Annotated in this window: 17 protein-coding genes and 1 pseudogene; 7 read left to right on the top strand and 11 right to left on the bottom strand. The window is 57.6% G+C overall.

What is annotated here, in order from left to right; genetic code table 11:
* Nucleotides 1–7: 7 nt before the first annotated feature.
* The 3 genes from J7382_RS04635 to J7382_RS04625 form a co-directional block, all read right to left on the bottom strand.
* Nucleotides 8–2,356 (bottom strand): PAS domain-containing protein, encoded by a 2,349-nt coding sequence (locus J7382_RS04635; protein ID WP_209067636.1) that lies wholly within the window; start codon nt 2,354–2,356, stop codon nt 8–10.
* Nucleotides 2,357–2,663: 307 nt separating this feature from the next.
* Nucleotides 2,664–3,218, bottom strand: a complete 555-nt coding sequence (locus J7382_RS04630; RefSeq protein WP_209067634.1) for a peptidylprolyl isomerase — start codon at nt 3,216–3,218, stop codon at nt 2,664–2,666.
* Nucleotides 3,205–3,717 (bottom strand): peptidylprolyl isomerase, encoded by a 513-nt coding sequence (locus J7382_RS04625; protein ID WP_058240628.1) that lies wholly within the window; start codon nt 3,715–3,717, stop codon nt 3,205–3,207. The genes J7382_RS04630 and J7382_RS04625 overlap by 14 nt, the downstream gene beginning before the upstream one ends.
* A 128-nt stretch (nt 3,718–3,845) precedes the next feature.
* On the opposite strand from J7382_RS04625, the gene J7382_RS04620 reads away from it, so the two are divergent.
* Together J7382_RS04620 and J7382_RS04615 are read left to right on the top strand one after the other, a co-directional pair.
* The gene (locus J7382_RS04620) at nt 3,846–5,036 is read left to right on the top strand and encodes a phosphoglycerate kinase (RefSeq protein ID WP_209067632.1); all 1,191 of its coding nucleotides are present in this window, start codon (nt 3,846–3,848) and stop codon (nt 5,034–5,036) included.
* A 157-nt stretch (nt 5,037–5,193) separates the two neighbouring features.
* The gene (locus J7382_RS04615) at nt 5,194–6,087 is read left to right on the top strand and encodes a fructose bisphosphate aldolase (RefSeq protein WP_209067629.1); all 894 of its coding nucleotides are present in this window, start codon (nt 5,194–5,196) and stop codon (nt 6,085–6,087) included.
* Between the two features lie 90 nt (nt 6,088–6,177).
* Here the strand turns inward: J7382_RS04615 and J7382_RS04610 are convergent, their stop codons facing one another.
* Together J7382_RS04610 and J7382_RS04605 are read right to left on the bottom strand one after the other, a co-directional pair.
* Nucleotides 6,178–7,080, bottom strand: coding sequence for an SGNH/GDSL hydrolase family protein (locus J7382_RS04610; RefSeq protein ID WP_209067626.1), 903 nt, complete (start codon nt 7,078–7,080; stop codon nt 6,178–6,180).
* Nucleotides 7,081–7,127: 47 nt separating this feature from the next.
* A complete protein-coding gene (locus J7382_RS04605) occupies nt 7,128–8,006 on the bottom strand; it encodes an SGNH/GDSL hydrolase family protein (RefSeq protein WP_209067624.1) in 879 nt (292 codons plus the stop codon).
* Between the two features lie 396 nt (nt 8,007–8,402).
* Here J7382_RS04605 and J7382_RS04600 point away from each other — a divergent pair, with 396 nt between their 5' ends.
* From J7382_RS04600 to J7382_RS04580, 5 genes are all read left to right on the top strand, one after another.
* Nucleotides 8,403–8,705 carry a septum formation initiator family protein gene (locus J7382_RS04600; protein ID WP_209067621.1) on the top strand — a complete coding sequence of 101 codons (303 nt, stop codon included), beginning with the start codon at nt 8,403–8,405 and terminating at the stop codon, nt 8,703–8,705.
* A 118-nt stretch (nt 8,706–8,823) separates the two neighbouring features.
* Nucleotides 8,824–9,813 (top strand): pyruvate dehydrogenase (acetyl-transferring) E1 component subunit alpha, encoded by a 990-nt coding sequence (pdhA, locus tag J7382_RS04595; protein WP_209067620.1) that lies wholly within the window; start codon nt 8,824–8,826, stop codon nt 9,811–9,813.
* Nucleotides 9,814–9,837: 24 nt separating this feature from the next.
* Nucleotides 9,838–11,217, top strand: a complete 1,380-nt coding sequence (locus J7382_RS04590; protein WP_209067619.1) for a pyruvate dehydrogenase complex E1 component subunit beta — start codon at nt 9,838–9,840, stop codon at nt 11,215–11,217.
* Nucleotides 11,217–11,591 carry a hypothetical protein gene (locus tag J7382_RS04585; protein WP_209067618.1) on the top strand — a complete coding sequence of 125 codons (375 nt, stop codon included), beginning with the start codon at nt 11,217–11,219 and terminating at the stop codon, nt 11,589–11,591. Before J7382_RS04590 ends, J7382_RS04585 begins: the two co-directional genes overlap by 1 nt.
* A gap of 1 nt (nt 11,592) precedes the next feature.
* Nucleotides 11,593–12,888, top strand: a complete 1,296-nt coding sequence (locus J7382_RS04580) for a pyruvate dehydrogenase complex dihydrolipoamide acetyltransferase (RefSeq protein WP_209067617.1) — start codon at nt 11,593–11,595, stop codon at nt 12,886–12,888.
* 84 nt (nt 12,889–12,972) lie between these two features.
* Here J7382_RS04580 and cysE read toward each other — a convergent pair whose 3' ends face one another.
* From cysE to J7382_RS04550, 6 genes and pseudogenes are all read right to left on the bottom strand, one after another.
* Nucleotides 12,973–13,788, bottom strand: a complete 816-nt coding sequence (gene cysE / locus J7382_RS04575) for a serine O-acetyltransferase (protein ID WP_058240619.1) — start codon at nt 13,786–13,788, stop codon at nt 12,973–12,975.
* Nucleotides 13,789–13,913: 125 nt separating this feature from the next.
* Entirely contained in the window at nt 13,914–17,840 is a 3,927-nt protein-coding gene (locus J7382_RS04570; protein WP_209067615.1) for a glycoside hydrolase/phage tail family protein, read from the bottom strand.
* On the bottom strand, nt 17,828–18,307 hold the full coding sequence (locus J7382_RS04565; RefSeq protein WP_209067613.1) for an NlpC/P60 family protein: 480 nt from the start codon (nt 18,305–18,307) through the stop codon (nt 17,828–17,830). The genes J7382_RS04570 and J7382_RS04565 overlap by 13 nt, the downstream gene beginning before the upstream one ends.
* Nucleotides 18,304–19,200, bottom strand: coding sequence for a DUF2163 domain-containing protein (locus J7382_RS04560; RefSeq protein ID WP_209067610.1), 897 nt, complete (start codon nt 19,198–19,200; stop codon nt 18,304–18,306). Before J7382_RS04560 ends, J7382_RS04565 begins: the two co-directional genes overlap by 4 nt.
* Nucleotides 19,200–19,832 carry a DUF2460 domain-containing protein gene (locus J7382_RS04555; protein ID WP_209067607.1) on the bottom strand — a complete coding sequence of 211 codons (633 nt, stop codon included), beginning with the start codon at nt 19,830–19,832 and terminating at the stop codon, nt 19,200–19,202. The genes J7382_RS04560 and J7382_RS04555 overlap by 1 nt, the downstream gene beginning before the upstream one ends.
* Before the next feature lie 28 nt (nt 19,833–19,860).
* Nucleotides 19,861–20,261, bottom strand: a pseudogene (locus J7382_RS04550) (phage tail tape measure protein); the annotation flags it as partial.

Raw genomic sequence — 20,261 nt, 5'->3', positions numbered from 1 at the left:
AATTGATCTATTCTGCGGCCACCATCTCTGCATCCAGCGCAGACAGGATCGTCGTGATCAGGGCCTTCTTGTTCACAGGTTTGGAGATATGTGTATCACATCCCGCATCCCGCGCTTGTTTAACATGATCTCGCATCGCATTGGCAGACAGCATGATCACCGGCACATGGCGCAGAGCTTTCCGTTCTTCCAAAATACGGATTTCACGTGTGGCTTCCAATCCGTTCATCTCGGGCATCATCATATCCATCAGAACAACATCGGGTCGCCACGATCGATAGGACTGCAGCGCTTCGACACCATTTCCCGCAAAGGCGATCTCACAGCCCGTCCGCTTCAGTAATAGCGCTACAACCTTTTGATTTGCCTTGATATCCTCTGCAATCAGCACCCGGCGGCCTTGTAGACACCCTTCAAAACCCGCATGAGCAGGCGACTTTTGCGCCGAAGTGTGTGGCACAGGGGCTTTGCGCAATGCCAACTCTACCACAAAAGTGCTGCCCGCACCTGGATGGGACTCAACGGACAGGCGTCCGCCCATCTGTCGGGCCAATGACGAACTGATGGCCAGACCCAGACCAGTGCCTGTCACCTCGCCCTGCCCGCTGCCACCCTTCTGGTCAAACCTGTCAAACTTGTCGGTCTTAGTATACTCAGGGAAGCCCACGCCAGTGTCACACACCTCTATATTCAGAGCCACAACATCCCCGTTACACACACAGGACAGACATGTCTTGATATGACCGTTTGAGGTGAATTTCACCGCGTTGGACGCCAGATTAGACACAATCTGACGCACGCGCATATCGTCACCCATGACTAGGTCTTCGGCGGCGGGAGCCACCTCAATGTCAAACGCCACTCCTTTCTGCTGCGCCGTCTGCACATGCGGTGCCAGAGCCCGCTGCAACATGAGCGCAGGGGAAAACGGCTGACACAACAGCTCAACCTTGCCCGCCTCAACTTTTGAGAAGTCCAGAATATCAGACATCTGCCGCTCAAGCAGCCGACCGCTCTCAAAGATCATCTGCACCAAACCGCGATACTCTTCAGACAGGTCCTCACGATCTCTCAAAGCATCTGCGACGCCGACAATCGCATTCAGAGGCGTTCTGATTTCATGGCTGATATTGGCAAGAAAGGTCGATTTGGACAGGCTGGCCTCTTCAGCGGTCCGCTTCGCAGCAGCCAAAGCGTCTCGGCGCTCAATCTCAGCTGTGATGTCATGCCCGGATGCAAATACCAACGAGCCAAAAACACGCGCCTGCCAGTCTGTGTGCCTCACGTTACCCTGCGCATCACTGAGCCGCAGCCGCACCGTGCGCCCCATGTGCGCCTCATCTCTAGGCTGCCAGAAGGCACCAAGATTGGGCATATCTTCTTCAACCACAAAATCCTGAATGGACTTGCCAACCAAATCCGCCTCGCGCCCTTGTACCAGCGCACAGCAAGCGTCATTGGCCTGTTGAATGCGCCCTTTGCGGTCGAAAATACAATGGGGCGCCATCGACATTTCGAAGAAATTGGAGACAAGTTTTGACGCTTCTACCCGTTCGGTCACATCAAAGCGGATTGATAGAAACTTCTCAACTTTTCCCTCGTCATTGAGCACCGGGTAAATCAACGTGTCGACCCAATAAAGGCGACCATTCTTGCGTCGGTTACAGATTTCGCCGCGCCAGACTTTTCCTTCGCAGATCGTCGACCAGAGATCGCCAAAGAACTCACGACTGTGCTGCCCAGAATTGAGGATATTGTGATTGGCTCCAATGAGCTCTTCTTCGCGATACCCAGAAATATCAAGCAGCTTCTGATTGACGCTGGTAATTTTCCCATCAAGCCCAGCTGTGGTCACAATCGCAGCCTCACTGAGTGCGTTAGTCACATGGGTCAACTCAAAAACCGCTTCATCCTTTTGTGCCTGAAGCTTCTGAGACGTGTCATCAGTGGTTTTACTCTGCGAGATATCTCGAAACGAGCCAGCAAGCGCGATAACTTCGCTTTCTGAAAACACCGGCTCCCCAACCGCATGCACCCAGATCCGCTCGTTGTCAGCGGTCAGAATCTGAAACTCATGGCTCCACCCTGCCCCTTCTGACATCGCCGTCTCGACGGCCGCACCAACCGCCGTACGATGTTCCTGTACGTAAAAATTAAGCGCCGCCTCTAGGTCTGGGCGGAAGTTGCTATTGACCCCATGAATCTGTTTGGTCTTGTCGCTCCACCAAAGATCCCCACTCCGAACATTCAAGCACCAATACCCTGCACCCGTGGCCTTTTCTAACGCCTGCATCTGAACCTTTTGCAGTTCCACAACGGTTGCAGCATCAACATCCAGTATGGCTTTTTGTCCCATCAACTTACTCTGTTGTCTGTCACGTTCTTTACGGGCAACTCGCACCCGAGGAGCGCTCTCTAACGCAAAAGATCACTCTGGAAAATATGTTACAGACAACTTTTATCGGATTTAGTCACACACCAGTAATATCAATATATTTTCCATATTTATCAGAGCAATAACCAGACAAATAAAGATCAGCTTCATCAAAAAACCACTTATTCCCACGCGCCTGCGGCGTGATGCCCCACCATAAAAAAACCCACCGCAGACTGCTCTGCGATGGGGTGTTCTATAGGCAAAATTCCAGGTTGCGCCGCGCCGATCACTCAGTCGCCGTGACAGTCTTCATAACATCAGGCTGGCCGATCACGGCCCCATTACGCCCTTTGCCCAGCTTGATCTGATCGACCACATCCATGCCCTCGGTCACTTCCCCCACAATGGTGTACTGACCGTTCAGGAAGGCGCCCGCATCAAACATGATGAAAAACTGACTGTTGGCGCTATCCAGATCGGGACCGCGTGCCATGCCGACAACGCCCCGCTCAAAGCTGCGCTCAGAGATTTCCGCAGGCAAATCCGGTTGATCCGAACCACCACGACCCGCCATGCGCATATCGCCGCCAATCTTGCCAAACTGGACATCGCCGGTCTGTGCCATAAATCCATCGATCACGCGGTGGAACACCACCCCGTCATAGGCGCCTTCTGCGGCCAGCGCGGCAATGCGCGCGGCATGCTGCGGTGCCACATCCTCATAGAGGTCGATCTTGATGGTGCCATTGGCGCCCTCGCCTTCAACCTCGATCTCAATACCGGTGGCCAGCACAGGGCTGGCCAGCACGGCAAAGGCGGCTGCGAGCTTAAGCTTCAACATCAGCAGCCACTTTCACGCTCACCATGCGATCAGGATACATCGGCGGCTCACCGCGCACGATTGCGTCCACATGCTCCATGCCGGAGGTCACACGGCCATAAACGGTGTACTGACCGTTCAGGAAGTGGTTGTCCTTGAAGTTGATGAAGAACTGGCTGTTGGCCGAATCCGGCATCTGGCTGCGCGCGGCGCCGATGGTGCCGCGGTCATGCGGCAGCTTGGAGAATTCCGCCTTCAGGTTTGGCAGGTCAGAGCCACCCGTACCCGCCATACGGATGTTGAAGTCTTTTTCCATGTTGCCGTTGGCCACATCACCGGTCTGCGCCATGAAACCATCGATCACGCGGTGGAACGCAACGTTGTCATACTGACCAGACCGCGCCAGCTCTTTCATGCGCTCACAATGGCCCGGGGCGACATCTGGCAGCAGTTCAATCACAACAGTGCCGTCTTTCAGTTCCAACAGGATGGTGTTCTCGGGATCTTTATACTCGGCCATAGTGGCACTCCTCATGTGAAATCTTGAGCGCTAGTTAATCATCTGAGCCGCGAATGCCAAGAGAGCGTTGACCCAGCCCACCAGTGCGCTAGGAAGACGGCAACATATTTTCTTTGGAGATTTCGGTCATGGCGTGGAAAACCCTCGATCAAATGGACCTCACCGGCAAACGGGTGCTGACCCGCGTCGACATCAATGTGCCCGTAGCAGACGGTGTGGTCACCGACACCACACGGATTGACCGCATTGTCCCGACGGTCAAAGACATCCTTGCCGCAGGTGGTAAACCGATCCTGCTGGCGCATTTTGGCCGCCCCAAAGGGGAGCGCGTGCCGGAAATGAGCCTGCAGCAACTTGTGCCCGCACTTGAAACAGCCTTCGGCACCTCCGTGCTCTTCGCTGCCGATTGTATTGGCCCCGCCGCGCAGGCCGCCGTGGAGGCCATGGGCGAGGGTCAGGTGCTGCTGCTCGAAAACACCCGTTACCACGCTGGCGAAACCAAAAACGACGCCGAGCTGACCGCCGCCATGGCCGCCCTTGGCGATGTCTTCTGCAACGATGCGTTTTCCGCCGCGCACCGCGCGCACAGCTCCACCTGCGGTCTGGCCCACGCCCTGCCCGCCTGTGCCGGTCGCTTGATGCAGGCGGAACTTTCGGCACTTGAAGGCGCCCTCGCCAAGCCGGTGCGCCCGGTGACTGCCGTTGTTGGTGGCGCAAAAGTCTCAACCAAGCTGGAACTTCTGGGCAATCTCGTCTCCAAGGTCGACCATCTGGTGATCGGTGGCGGCATGGCCAACACGTTCCTGGCGGCTCAAGGCATCGACGTCGGCAAATCTCTGGCCGAACACGACATGACCGACACAGCGTCCGAGATCCTCGCCAAGGCCAAAGCGGCGGGCTGCAACATTGTGCTGCCGAGCGACGTTGTGGTCGCGCGCGAATTTGCCGCCAATGCTGCCAATGAAACCGTTGCTTCTGACGCTTGTCCGGCAGATGCGATGATCCTTGATGCAGGCCCGGCCACCGTCGCCAAAGTGGCGGAAGTGTTCGAAGCCTCCAAAACCCTAATCTGGAACGGCCCCATGGGTGCGTTTGAGATCGAACCCTTCAATGCCGCCACCGATGCCGCCGCCCTTCAGGCTGCCGCGCTCACCAAATCCGGCGCGCTGGTCTCTGTGGCCGGCGGTGGCGACACGGTTGCCGCGCTCAATGCCTCCGGGGCGGCTGAAGACTTCAGCTATATCTCCACCGCAGGCGGCGCTTTCCTGGAATGGATGGAAGGCAAAGAACTGCCCGGCGTTGCGGCTCTGAGCCAATAATCGCCAAAAACTGCGTCCTGTGGTGGCGCAAAACCCTATCGCGGCCGAATTTTATGCGGCGATAGCGCCACCACAATTGAAGTCGCTGGCGGGCTCCTCTATGAGCTTCGCCAACGGGAAAAACCCTTTTTAACAACCATTTTGACTGGGGACAGATATGTCAAACCACGCTCAAGCCGAAAAAATCACCGCAGGCCAAGGCTTCATCGCCGCTCTGGACCAATCCGGCGGCTCCACTCCCAAAGCGCTGCGCCTCTATGGCGTCGAAGAATCCGCCTACAGCACTGATGCGGAAATGTTTGACCTGATCCACGGCATGCGCTCCCGTATTGCACAGGCGCCTGCCTTCACCGGCGACAAGGTTGTTGGCGCAATCCTCTTTGAAATGACTATGGACCGCGACATCGACGGCCAGCCTTCTCCGACCTTCCTCTGGGAACAGCGCGGCGTGGTGCCTTTCCTGAAAGTCGACAAAGGCCTCGCAGATGAGGAAAATGGCTGTCAGGTGATGAAGCCCATGCCAGAGCTTGACGCGCTGTGTGAACGCGCTGTGGGCAAAGGCGTGTTTGGCACCAAAATGCGCTCCGTGATCTCCGCCGCCAATGCCGACGGTATCAAGGCGGTTGTCGCCCAGCAGTTTGAAGTGGGCAAACAGATCATCGGCCATGGCCTGATGCCAATCATCGAGCCAGAGGTGACCATCACCATCGCCGACAAAGCCGAAGCAGAAGACCTGCTGCTGGCCGAGCTCACCGCAGAGCTCGACGCCCTGCCAGAAGATCAGCAGGTCATGCTAAAACTGTCTCTGCCAAACAAAGCCAACCAATATCAGTCGCTGGTGAACCACCCGCGCGTGATGAAGGTTGTGGCGCTGTCTGGCGGCTACTCTCGCGAAGAGGCCAACGCCAAACTGGCAGAAAACACTGGCATGATCGCCAGCTTCTCCCGTGCGCTGACCGAAGGTCTCTCTGCACAGCAAAGCGATGATGAATTTGCCGCCACCATCGCGGACAGCATTGAAGGCATCTATCAGGCCTCCATCGCGGGCTAACCCCCCATCCACCTGACACAACACCGTAGGGTGCGCAGTTCCTGCGCACCTTTTTTAAATACACCTTACGGTAACCCTTTTTGCAGGCCCCTAATGCGTCTGCGGCTCCGGCAACGTGCTGATCTGCTCAAAGATCGCTGAACAGATATTGCCCATCTCAAGCGCAAAGAAATTCTCAGCCGCCGCCTGATTGGGGTGATAAGGATCTTTGACGCGGCCTTTCTTATTCAGACGAAAGAACTCCATATTGCCCTGATAGGCTTCCACTGTTTCCTCTGTGGCACCGCGCACAAAAGAACATCGGTTGCCCGTTTCCTCAAAGGCCGCTTGGATGTTCTCCTGTGCCTTCAAACGCAGATCGACAATCTTCTTGGAATAGGCCGGGGCCGTGGTCATGAAGATACAGGGCACATCCTCAGGAATGTGGCGCATCATCTCTTCCACATCTGCTTTGGCTTGCTCTTTGCTTTCCGCCCAACGCCGCGCGGAATTGCCAAGGAATGACATCAAGAACAGCTTTGGCGCATAATACCCGTCCCGAAACATCGCCTCAAAGGGTGACTGGCCCGGCTCGCAAAACTGATAGGCCTTGCCCCTGCCAATCTGCACGTATTTGTTGCCCGTGGTGTTCACATAGCCATAGGTGCCCGCGTTCACCTTCCACTTGGGATCCACCTTGCAGACCGCCTCCTTGGCCTTGCCGGATCGCGCGGTCCAGGAATGAATGGAGGTTGACCGCACTCCAATCACCGCCACCCGCTTTGCCCCCAACCGCTCCAGATAGGTCTCCTGCTCCTGATTGGGCGCACAATGGCTTTTGAGATCGGTGAAAAACTCCAGAAACGCAGGGCCAGAGCCAAAGGGAATTTGACTGTCCCCCAAAATCACAATCTCCGGGGAGTCAAACCCCGCCACCTTTGTATCTCCAGCTGCTGCGCCCAAAGCCCAGATTCCTAAAACAACACCCAACACAACACGTTTCAACTTCCTCATGTCTTGCCTCCCCACGTGACATGCGCTGGCCCCCGCCCGCGTCTCGGTCAGTTCAGCACATCGCGTACCGCATCGCATATTTCAGGCGTGTTAAGATCCAGAAACAGCCGCATCGCGGCGGCATTCGGATGCAGCGGATCCTTCACACTGCCATCAGCGCGACGTCGAAAATACTTGGCCTTGCCTTCGATCACCGCCCGCGTTTCCTCCGAAAATCCTGCAACATAGACACAGCGCCCGTTCTTCGGAAATGCGGCCTGAAAATTCTCCTGCGCCCGCGCGCGCAGATCATTGGTCTTTTTAGAGAAGACAGGCGCGGTGGAGAGAAAGATACAGCCAACCCCTTTGGGCACCTGTTTCATCAACGCACGGGCATCTTCTCGCGCTGCCTCCCGGCTGTTCGCCCAGCGATCCGCGCCATTGCCCAGAACCGCCATCACCATGAGATCAGGGTCATAATACCCTGCGCGCAAGGCGCTCTCTAACGGGGAGCGATTTGCCTCACAAAACTGATAATCCGGTCCCTTGCCAATCTGCACAAAAGCCCGTTTGGGATTTCCCGCGATGCCAAACGCCCCTGCATTCACCCCATATTTCTTATCCACAGCGCAAATCGTATCTTTGCGCCCCCCTTTGCGGGCCACCCATGAATGAACAGATGTGGACCGCACCCCAATCGCCGCCGTCCTACGCGCACCGAGCTTTTCAACCGCCGCCTTCGCCCGGCCCTTGGGCGCGCAATGTGCGGTCAGGTTTTCAAAAAACTCCAGATACGGTGGCCCCGCGCTGAAAGAGATCTGGCTGTCCCCAAGGACAAGCACATCCACCCGCCCCTTTTCTTTCGCCCCAGCGGAGACCGTGGTTGCAAACACCGCCAGTGCGGCACAGAAAACGGTCAAAATCGGGAAAGTTTTTCGGCGTGGCATCATCATCATTCAGGTCGTGAAAGTGTAACTTTGCTAAAGAGGGCAGCGGGCCCTGTCCAATCAACTTTCCACCAGCATGCTGCAATATCACGCCTCAACCTCCCTTGAGCAGATGCCAGCGCTGTCTCAAAACCCATTCAGCTCATATGAATGTCCCGCGCGTTGCCGTGACGGGTTGCGCGTGCCTGACATGGGGAAGTGGCACCTCCGCAAAACCAACGGGTTACCGCCGCATTACCGCATCTCATTGTCCCCTAGAGTCGAAGGTTAACGCCCCTCTCCAAAACGCCGCATTTTTTAAAAAATATAAAAAAACATTGCGTTAAGGGATTCACACAGCGAATCACCTAAGGTATAAAGAAGACAGACGCCGAAAAGGCGCGACATGAGGCAAATATGACGAGCAACTCCCCCCGCCCAGCTCTAGGTGCTGTAGCTTTTTTTGGACTGGCCTTTGCGCTTGCCATCTATTTCACCTTTGCCGCTGTGCAGGGGGATTATGGTCTGTTTCGTCGTGTAGAAATTCTCGCTGAAAAGCAGCAACTGGAAGCTGAACTCGCTTTGGCGCAGGCAGAGGTCGCCCATATGGAGAACCTCACACGCCGCCTGTCTGACAGCTATCTCGATCTTGATCTGCTCGACCAGCAGGTGCGCGATGTCCTCGGCATGATCCGTGCTGACGAAGTTGTCATTCGCTGATCTTTCAATACCCTGACAAAACACCATTTTTTCCTCTCGCCAGCCAAGAGGCAATCCGATACCATCCCTGAAACTATGGTTTAACATTAAACCATCCAGCCTTTCGGGAGGGACTGTCATGGCGGCCAAGCGCGCTGCAAAAAAGCCGAATGTTTCCGGCGAAGAACTCACGCAATACTACAAGGATATGTTGCTGATCCGGCGCTTTGAAGAGAAAGCCGGCCAACTCTATGGCATGGGGCTGATCGGCGGGTTCTGCCACCTCTATATCGGTCAGGAAGCCGTTGTGGTCGGGCTTGAAGCCGCCACAGAAGAAGGCGATAAGCGCATCACCTCCTACCGCGATCACGGCCATATGCTGGCTTGCGGTATGGATGCCAATGGCGTGATGGCGGAACTCACTGGACGTGAGGGCGGCTACTCCAAAGGCAAAGGCGGCTCCATGCATATGTTCTCCAAGGAAAAACACTTCTATGGCGGCCATGGCATCGTCGGCGCACAGGTGCCCTTGGGCGCAGGTCTCGCCTTTGCCGACAAATACAAAGACAACGGCCGCGTGACCTTCACCTACTTTGGCGATGGTGCCGCCAATCAGGGACAGGTCTATGAAACTTTCAACATGGCCGCCCTCTGGGACCTGCCGGTGATCTTCGTGATCGAAAACAACCAATACGCGATGGGCACCGCTCAGGCACGCTCCACCTCCTCACAGGATATCTACAAACGCGGCGAAGCCTTTGGCATCCCCGGTGAGATGGTTGATGGCATGGATGTGCTAGCCGTCAAGGACGCCGGCGAACGTGCTGTCAAACACTGCCGCGCGGGCAAAGGCCCCTATATTCTCGAAGTGAAAACCTACCGTTATCGCGGACACTCCATGTCGGACCCTGCCAAATACCGCACCCGCGAAGAAGTGCAGAAGATGCGTGAGGAGCGTGATCCTATTGAAAACGTGCGTCAAATGCTGCTCACAGGCAAACATGCCAGCGAGGAGGATCTGAAGGCGATCGACAAAGAGATCAAAGCCGTCGTCAACGCCTCCGCTGATTTTGCCAAAGAGAGCCCCCTGCCCGACGAGGCGGAGCTCTGGACAGATATTTACGCCTAAACCCCGGACGAGAGGATAGAAATCATGGCTACGAAAATTCTCATGCCTGCCCTGTCGCCCACCATGGAAGAGGGCACTTTGGCCAAATGGCTGGTCAAAGAAGGCGACACCGTACAATCTGGCGATATCATTGCCGAAATCGAAACCGACAAAGCCACAATGGAATTTGAGGCCGTGGATGAAGGCGTCATCGGAAAAATTCTGGTGGCAGAAGGCAGCGAAGGTGTCGCGGTCAATACCGCCATCGCCATCCTTGCGGAAGACGGCGAAGATGTCAGCGCAGTGGACGCCAGCGCGGACCCTGCTGAGACTAGCGCGCCAGCAGCAGAAGCCTCAGACACCGCAAGTGCCGCGCCAGCCACAGCCGCTGCGCCAAAGGCTCCCACACCTGATCTCAGCCCCGATTGGCCCGAAGGCACGCCAATGAAGACACAGACCGTGCGTGAAGCTCTGCGTGACGCCATGGCCGAGGAAATGCGTGCGGACCCAGATGTTTACCTCATGGGAGAAGAAGTCGCAGAATATCAGGGCGCTTACAAAGTCAGCCAGGGCCTGCTGGATGAATTTGGCAGCAAACGGGTGATCGACACGCCCATCACAGAACACGGTTTTGCCGGTATCGCCGTGGGCGCGAGCTTTGGCGGGCTGAAGCCCATTGTGGAGTTCATGACTTTCAACTTCGCCATGCAGGCGATTGACCAGATCATCAACTCAGCGGCCAAAACCCTCTATATGTCCGGTGGCCAGATGGGCGCCCCAATGGTGTTCCGTGGCCCCAATGGCGCCGCCGCTCGCGTAGGTGCGCAGCACAGTCAGGATTACGCCGCATGGTACGCGCAAATTCCGGGCTTGAAGGTGGCCATGCCCTATTCGGCCTCTGATGCCAAAGGGCTTTTAAAATCAGCCATTCGCGATCCAAACCCGGTGATTTTCCTCGAAAACGAAATCATGTACGGGCGCAGCTTTGAAGTTCCGGCACTTGATGACTTCACCATCCCATTCGGCAAAGCCCGGATCTGGCGCGAAGGCACAGATGTGACTCTCGTCAGCTTTGGCATCGGCATGCAATATGCGCTCGAAGCCGCAGAGAAGCTTGCCGAGGATGGCATTTCCGCCGAAGTCATTGATCTGCGCACCCTGCGCCCGATTGACTATGACACGGTGATTGCCTCTGTCATGAAAACCAATCGCTGCGTCACCGTGGAGGAAGGCTTCCCGGTTGGCTCGATTGGCAACCATTTGTCGGCCACCATCATGGAACGCGCCTTTGATTATCTGGACGCCCCGGTGATCAACTGTGCCGGCAAAGACGTGCCCATGCCCTATGCTGCCAACCTTGAAAAGCTTGCGCTGGTGACCACGGATGAGGTCATCGCGGCGGTGAAACAAGTGACCTATCGCTGATGATACATTGGCGCAGCTTTATATTTGGGATCCTATTTGGTGGAGCAGCGATCGGTTGCTACGCGCTGCTAAATACAGGCCACAAAATTTTGGACCATGGCATATCGCTAACTTACGCGCTTGCTGAACAAGATACCTTGCGCAAAGAAAGTGATGTTTTGAAATCAATGGCCGAGCCCCATTGGTTGGGGCATTCCAAAAGAAATGCGGTTGATCGTCTCAAAGACCTAGATATTCATTATTTCGAAAAAGGTGACATGGGACTGGCAGCCGGTCCCGTTTTCCTATGTCTAGAAGACGGCATAGTCGCCGGCATTCTTACTCATAGCGCTCGGTTTGGAACCGAAGACTGCAAGCTCAAGGGAGAGAGCTAATATGCCCATAGAAATCCTCATGCCCGCGCTTTCCCCCACGATGGAGGAAGGCACTTTGGCTAAATGGCTGGTCAAGGAAGGGGACGAAGTCTCCTCCGGAGATCTGCTCGCAGAGATTGAAACCGACAAAGCCACCATGGAGTTTGAAGCCGTCGAAGACGGTGTCATTGGAAAAATTCTCGTCCCGGAAGGTTCCGAAGGCGTTCAGGTTAACGCAGTGATTGCCATTCTGCTCGAAGATGGCGAAAGCGCAGAGGACATTGGCTCCGCCCCCGCAGCGGCCCCTGCACCGTCGGCGGCCCCAACTTCAGAGGCGAATGAGCGCTCCGCTGTCACGGCACCTGCGCCATCTGCCCCCGTCAGCAACGATGGCACACGTCTCTTTGCCTCGCCTCTGGCGCGCAGAATAGCTGCTGACAAAGGCATTGATCTGGCAACGCTCACAGGGTCCGGCCCGCGCGGACGCATCGTGAAAGCTGACGTGGAGGGTGCAAGCGCGGCCCCCGCTGCGCCCAAAGCACCTGCCGCACCGACAGCCGCTGCAAAATCCGCCCCAATGGCCAGTGGGCCTGAGGCTAACGCCATTCTACGCATGTATGCAGACCGCGACTTTGAAGAGGTCGCTCTGGATGGCATGCGCAAAACCATCGCGGCACGTCTGACTGAAGCCAAACAATCCATTCCGCATTTCTATCTGCGGCGTGACATCAAGCTGGATGCCCTTCTGGCCTTCCGCAGCCAACTCAACGCGCAATTGGAAAAACGCGGTGCCAAACTTTCGGTCAATGATTTCATCATCAAGGCCTGCGCGCTTGCGTTGCAAGAGGTGCCAGATGCCAATGCTGTCTGGGCAAATGACCGCATCCTCAAGCTGGCACCCTCCGACGTTGCAGTGGCCGTGGCCATCGAAGGCGGTCTTTTCACCCCAGTGCTCAAAGATGCGGAGATGAAATCGCTCTCCGCTTTGTCTGCTGAAATGAAGGACCTTGCCACCCGTGCACGCGACCGCAAACTTGCGCCGCATGAGTATCAAGGGGGCAGTTTCGCCATCTCCAATCTCGGCATGTTTGGCATTGATAACTTCGACGCGGTGATCAATCCGCCCCATGGGGCCATTCTGGCGGTCGGCGCGGGCACCAAAAAGCCTGTGGTCACGGCCTCCGGCGATTTGGAGGTAGCCACGGTGATGTCTGTGACCCTCTCCGTGGATCACCGGGTGATCGACGGCGCACTTGGCGCGCAGCTTCTGCAAGCCATTGTCGACAATCTGGAAAACCCGATGGCAATGCTCGCATAAGTCGCGCAATAGCCCCCAAAATACAAAAAGGACCGGAACTCCGGTCCTTTTTCTTGTTTTCGACTTTGGTTTTGGTTGTTGGCCTCAGCCCTGATCGCTCTCAGGCAGCTCCTGCACCATGCTCACCGATGGCTGATCACAGCCCGCTTCTCCAACCACCTTCGCAGGCACACCTGCCACAGTTGTGCAGGGCGGCACCTCCTGAAGCACCACGGATCCCGCCGCAACGCGGCTGCAATGGCCCACTTTGATATTGCCCAGCACCTTGGCCCCGGCCCCAATCAACACGCCATCGCCAATCTTTGGATGACGATCTTCTTCTTCCTTGCCAGTCCCGCCAAGGGTCACGGAGTGTAACATCGACACATTGTCACCCACCACGGCTGTCTCGCCAATCACAATGGAATGGGCGTGATCAATCATGATGCCTTTGCCGATCGTGGCAGCGGGGTGAATGTCGATGCCAAAGATCTCACTGGTGCGCATCTGGATGAAATAGGCCAGATCTGTGCGCCCCTGCTGCCACAGCCAATGGCCAATCCGATAGGCCTGAACCGCCTGAAACCCTTTGAAATACAAGATCGGCTGCAAGAGACGGTGACAAGCCGGATCACGTTCATAGATCGCCATCAAATCCGCACGCGCGGCCTCTGAAATCTCTGGCGCGGCCGCATAGGCCTCATCGGCAATCTCCCGCAGGATCACCATGGACATTTCATTGGAGGAGAGCTTAGCGGCAAAGCGATAGCTCAAAGCGCGCTCAATAGAACGGTGATGCAACACACAGGCGTGCACCAATCCCCCCATCAACGGCTCTTCCTGAACCGCTTCCTCCGCCTCGCGGGTGATTTGACGCCAAACTGGGTCCAGCTCGGTCACATTGGTCTGTGTCTTGGCCATGGAAAATCCCTCTCTAAGGCGCCCATATTACACTAAGTAATCAGAGGGTCGCAAATTCAAACCTGTGAACACACCCAAAACCAATGGAAATGGAACACAAAAAAGTGAGCGCGTTGCATGTCCGGCTACAGATCCAACGTCGCGGTCAAACCTGCGCCAAACACCGCAGAGATCTGCGCAACCTCAACAGTCAGATTGTCGTTTCCGCCATCTGCCTGTTGTTGGGACAACGGATACAGCCATTGCGCCATGTCCACCTGTAGCTCACGCACGATTTGCGCGCCCCGACGCAGCCGGATCAGATAGGCCTCCCGCTCTTCGCCCAGCGGCACATCAAACCCCTCCCAACTGTCGCCTCCAACTCGGGTTTGGCGCATCCAATGAAACCGCAGATCCCCTCCATCCAACCGCTCAAAGCGCAGATGCACAGGTGCAAAGGGCCGCAGCCCCACACCCACAAAGGTCTGTTCGTGGTGTGTATAAGACGGCGCATCATATCCTTTATCCGCCGGGCCGATGCGATAATGTCGCCGCGTCCCTCGGTGCAAAGGCGAGAGGGGCATCTGCGCCAAAGCACTGGTCCACGCCACCACCCAACTGCCCGCAGGCCAGACATCGGGCATCAGGGGGGCCGTGCCCAACTGGCCACGCAGCCGATCCGAAAGCTGATAGTGGTTGGTCCCAATCAAATCTGCCTGACGAAACTGCATCGCCTCCCATCGATCCGGCGTGCCATCGCCAATAAAAAGCAGATTCTTCCCGTTGAAGACCTCCGCCTGTGAGACGCTGTGCAATTCTCCGTTCAGCATGCGCACTGTCAGTGGCGCGCCGCGGTCCCACCGTCCTACAGCCCCCCGCATAAGCGGCGTTTGGGTGATGCCCACATGCGCAGGCGCTTCCAGCAGCTGGTTCAACTGATAGCCATCGTCCATGTCACTGTCATAAATCGCCACACTGCCGGGCCAGGGTCGCGCCGTTACCGCAATATGGGGCGCATGGGGCGCTTCATCCCCCCGCAACAGAGGCAGATCCAGAAACAGACTTTGCACAGGCACGGCGGGGACAAAGCCACTGCCGCGCGGAACGTCCTCCGTCAAATGCGACGGCGCATAGATCGCCGCCTCCACACGCCCACCTTCGAGAAGATGCACAGCTTGCTGTGTCACCCGATCCAATCGATATGTGGCATCAATGTCCTCTCCCGCCTGATCTGCGGCAATGGAAATCACCTCGCCAGCCCCGATATCAAGGCGACTTGGCGGCAGAGCAAATTTGATCCGATCGCGCGCCACACGTGCTTCGGCAAGCCAGCGCTCGGCGGTCTGCCGCCCCTCCACCCCTGTCAAAACTTCGGCGCTGTCGCTCTGTGCCACGGCCTCTGTCCGCTCTCCCGGCAAAATTGCTTCTTCTGCGGCGGCCTCAAAATCGCGCTCTGCCAGTGAAAAATTCAGGCGCACACGCCCGGCCACTTCGGCCTCCGGCGCGCGATGTCGCTCCAGATCGCCATTTAAGTCCTCTGAGACTGCCAATTGGGAACTGTCTAGCGGGACAGCCGCTTGCCCAGCGCGCATGACAAATTTCAATGTGCCATCTCGCTCCACAGCGTCAAACCCATGCCGCAGCATCAAAGGCTGCAACGCCGCACGACCGTCAGAGACATCCGCCTGAACATAGCCACGCACCACACCATAAAGCCCGGAGACATCATAAGACAGCACACCAGCGGCACGGCAAATCTCGGACACAACCGAGGCCAGACTGCGGTTGCTGACCCGCCCATTGATCCAGTGCCCCCGCGCATAATTGCCACCATCACTCCAAAGATCGCGGGCATTGGGAAAGGCCGGAAAAGGGCGCGCATCCCAGGCCCAGGCAAACATGCGCCCGGTATCAATCATCCGTCCGTCATAGAGATCTGACTGCGGATTGTTTTCTGGGACGGACCAAAACTGATACATCGCCTCATAATAGGCCTGCTGCATGACATCATCGCGCAACCCATTGGAAAAATGCGGCATTGCAGATTCCGATGATTTTTCATCCAGAAACTTATTGGGCTGATTGCCGCCTTTGTCGATCGCTGCACAGCCAATCTCGGTGAACCAGATCGGCTTGGATTTGGGCACCCAGCTGGTGGCTTCAGACTGACGTGCTCCGCCAATGCGCTCATGATGGGGCCGCGCCCACCAGTTCGCAATGTCTTTGTAGCGAAACACCCAAGCTTCTCCAAAGGCGCCATCAGTGATCGGGGTCCTCGTCTGCGCCGCCCTGTCGGCAGCGCTGGCATAATACCACTCATAGCCCTCTCCGCCCGCTACATTGCTCTGAAGATAGCCCTGCGCGCGCCCATCCGGCCAGTATTGCGCATCAAGATGGTCCGCCCCATCGCGCCAGTCAGACAGCGGCATGTAGTTGTCAATTCCGATGAAATCGATGTCATCACAAGCCCAGAGCGGATCAAGATGGAAATAGACATCTCCTGATCCATCCTGCGGATGATAGCCAAAATACTCGGACCAATCCGCCGCATAGCCAATCTTGACCTCTGGCCCCATGAGATTGCGCACCTCCGCCGCAAGCGCCTTAAGCTGGGCCACCGCCGCAAAACCATCCGCGCCGCGTATCTGGGTCAGACTGCGCATTTCGGAGCCGATGCAAAAAGCCTCCACCCCGCCAGACGCCATACACAGCGCGGCATAATGTAGGATAAACCGCCGATAGGACCATTCCTGTGGCCCGGTGTAATGCACCTCGCCGTTGCCGATCTCAAAATCTGCAGCCTGCGCCGTGCCAAAAAACGCCGCCACCTCATCGTCGGCCTGCGCTGAACCATCCGGCGTCCCCTCTCGACCCGGAGCAATCGAGAGCGTGATCCGTCCCCGCCAGGGCAGCACCGGCTGATCAGGCGCATCACTCCAAGGATCGGGCAATCCATTCTCGGCCACCTGCTGCATCAGAATAAACGGATAAAACGTCACCGCCTTGCCCCGCGCCCTCAAATCCCGCAGCGCTTGCACAACGGACACATCCGTCGGCGTGCCCCCATATACCGGACGCTCCTCTTGAAAGGGCACCAACTGCGCCTGCGTGCGGCTTAGGCCACTCACCTGCCACGGCATATCACGCCCATCCACTGTGGTGCTCTCCACCATCGGGCGCAGCTGACACATCCCCGCGCGCAGATCATTGCCAAACCAACTCACCACCAGCGAAGTCGCCGCGCAATTTGGCAACTCTTCTTCCAATGCCTGCATGGATGCGCTGAAGTCGGTCACACCCGCAGGCGTGTTTTCATTGGCGACGCGCATCTCCCCCTGATCGACTTCACAATAGACAGGCGTCGTCGCCAGCGCATATTCCCCAGTTCCCGGCATCAGCGCCGCTGCGCGCACCGTCTGTCCATAGTCAGAGGTCCGCTCCATCTGCCCCTCCGGAGTGGCACGGATCACCTCAAAACTGAACTGCGGCACCCGGTTGCCAAAGGGGGCCAACTCCAGATCCTCAATCACCACATAAGCTGTGCCGCGATAGGCTGGCACAGCGCCTGCGCCCTCCACCGCTTCCATCTTAGGATCCGGCATCTGATCGTGGCCGCCAGTGTAGACCCGCATGGTGATCTCTTCGCCAGATATTTCGATGCCATCGGCCCAGATCCGCCCCACGCGTGTGATCTCCCCCTCGCAAAGCGCAATCGCCAGCGAGACAGAATAGCTATAGCTGCGGGTCTTGGGCTGCGCAGGGCGGCCTTTACCGCCGCCACTTTCGCTCACCTGCTCCTGAAACCGGGTCGCCCAGATCACCTGGCCCGCCACCCGCACCCGTCCAAACACCCGCGCCTGCGCCGCACCTTCCGCAGAACCAGTGATACGAAACCGATCAAGCTTTCCGGTCTCCACAACATCCGCGCCGTTGCCCATCACCGCCTGATCAATCACCCGGCCCAACGTGGCCCCCGCCAGCTGACCGATGGCTGCCGCCGACACGCCAACCAACCCGCCCCCAACCGATCCGCCAATCGCGGCCCCCGCTGCTGCCAAAATCAATGTTGCCATAGAGCTGCCTCCTCTGTCGGCAAGAGTTTGTCTGGAAAAGCAAAGCGCGCTACGATCCGCCGCTGCCACGGGCGGCTCAACGGGCTTTCCAGAACCGCATGGCCGCCATAGGCGTGAATGACCGTTGGTGCGTCACCAACCGCGCCACAAATCCCCAAATGTTTGGCAACCGCCGCGGATTTCATGCGAAACAACACCACATCGCCCACCGCCGCATCCGCCAGTGCCTTGCTCACCAAATGCCGTTGCGCCGCCTGCCAAAGCCGTTCCTGCAGCGCGGCCTCCGACCAATCGCGCGTATAGGGCGGCACAGCACTTGGCTCCGCCCCGTAAAGTGCGCGCCACACGCCCCGGATCAATCCCAGACAATCTGTGCCTGCACCCAAACGACTGGCCTGATGCCGATAGGGCGTGCCAATCCAACGCCGCGCGATCTGCGCCGCCCTCATGCCAATCGCGTCACTCATCGCAAACTGCCCCCGGTATTGCCGCCTTTGCGCGTTGGATAACGGGCAATCCAATCCTCTCCTGGAATGTCAGGAAATCCCTGAAAGTTAAGCGTATTCAAAAACTTGCCCTGACAAGTTAAGAAACGCTTATCACATCCAGCCTCAATACGGAGCATATCGCCCGCTGCCACCGGTGCGCCCAACGCATCCCATATTTCCAGACAGCGCGTGCCGTCCGCTTCAGACCAATCCCTCTTGATACTGCCCAGCAATCCTGCTGCCGTCCCGCTTTGCACCCGCAGTGTACCTCGTGTGAACCAGCCGTTGTCAAAGCCATGCCACGCCGCGCCGCCCGGAAAGACAAAGACACGCTGCGCCTCCACCTGCTCTGCGGCCCGCTCAATCACGAACCCGGCTGTGTTCAGATCAAAGCGACAGCGCCCATCCCCCAAAACCGCCGTACACGGCCTTTGATACACGCGCCCTTGTGGCACATTGAGCTGTTCCGCCAGCCCCCGCAGCTCCGCCACAAAGGCCCCATTCTGCCGCCGTATTTCCCCAATGGTGCCGCGAAACACCACGCTGCGGGCCGCCGGGTTTTGCCAGTTCACCATCCAGGAAGTGATCTGCGCCCCATCCAGCCGCCCTGCCGCAATATCCTCCTCGCACACGGCAGCATCAGACAACAGCCCAATCGCCTCCGCATTATCCACCGAAAGCCCTGTGCCTTGCTCAAGCGCGCTCGCACTCAGCCCCGTGGCCGCTTTGAACACATAGCCCTCAAAACTCAGGTCTGTGTCATGATCGGTGAACCCCAAGCGCTGCCCATCCCGGCGCTCAAGCCCCCAGGCGCGCGCAACCGTTGTGGCGCCACTTTGCAAATGTTGGAGAAGTGCCTGCTGAACCGCCATCACACACGCACCTCCACCACCGGCACATTAGGCACCTCGCCCGCCTTAAAGCCTGCCATGCTGGTCTGGATCTGGTCCGTGTCAAACCGCACAGGCACGTCAAATTCAAAGCCAGCAGTCACCTCCACACCAACCTCTGGCGCTTGCGGGAAAATCACCTCGCCCAAAGTCGTGTCCACGTCGTAATCCACGCCCTCCTGCAACACACCACCAGACAGAGCCACCAGAACCGTCTGTGCCACCGGTTTGCGGATTGGCCGCTGATAGCTCTGCGTGCCGGAGGCATAGGTTTTCACCAAGGAAAATCGCGTCGCTACACCATCGCCTGTGCCAATCACCTGATCCGCATGATGGACCGCCTCAGATGGCCGTGCAGAGCGATAATCTGCCCAGTCTTTCCAGCGAAAGCCATGCAGCTGGCCCTGACGCGCCTCAAAGAACGCAATCACATCGGCAATATCGTCCAACGACCGCAACCCCAGCCCGGCATCATAGCGTCGCCGCGCATGAGCCCAAGGCGTGTTGCGCTCTTCAAAGCCATTCACCAGCGTCACCACCTCTGTGCGCCGTTGCGGCCCGCCAAGAGCGCCAAAGCTCAGGTTTGTTGGAAATCTCACTTCATGAAACGCCATTGGCCGCCTCCTGTGTCCGCTGTCCTGATCATCTGTTGCGCTGCGCCCGACTCAACGCCCGGCTCATCTGCGTGGCGACCTGCCCCTGAGAGCGCTGAAATCCCGCCACATCCGGCGTGGAGATATTCATCACCACCTGCACCGGCCCACCACCGCCCCCTGTGTCACGCACACCCAGCTTGCCATCCGCCCCGCGTGACAGCGGCAATATGGCCTCGGGCCCTGCCTCCCCCATCAGCCCACGCCCACCGCGCATCGGAAAGCTCACCGGCCCGCTCACCACACCGCCCTGCGCAAAGGGCATCACCCGCCCCTGCGCAAATCCCGCCCCCTTAGCAAAGGGCAGAACATCGGCAATCAACCCACCTATGCCGCCAGAAACTGCCTCGCCAATCTGATCCACCACAGGCGTGAGAGCCGCGCGGTACG

The sequence above is a fragment of the Shimia sp. R11_0 genome (assembly GCF_017744035.1).
GTDB classification, from domain to species: Bacteria; Pseudomonadota; Alphaproteobacteria; order Rhodobacterales; family Rhodobacteraceae; genus Shimia; species Shimia marina.
The sequence above is the reverse complement of the archived record's forward strand: the minus strand, read 5'-3'. Positions and strand labels throughout refer to the sequence as shown.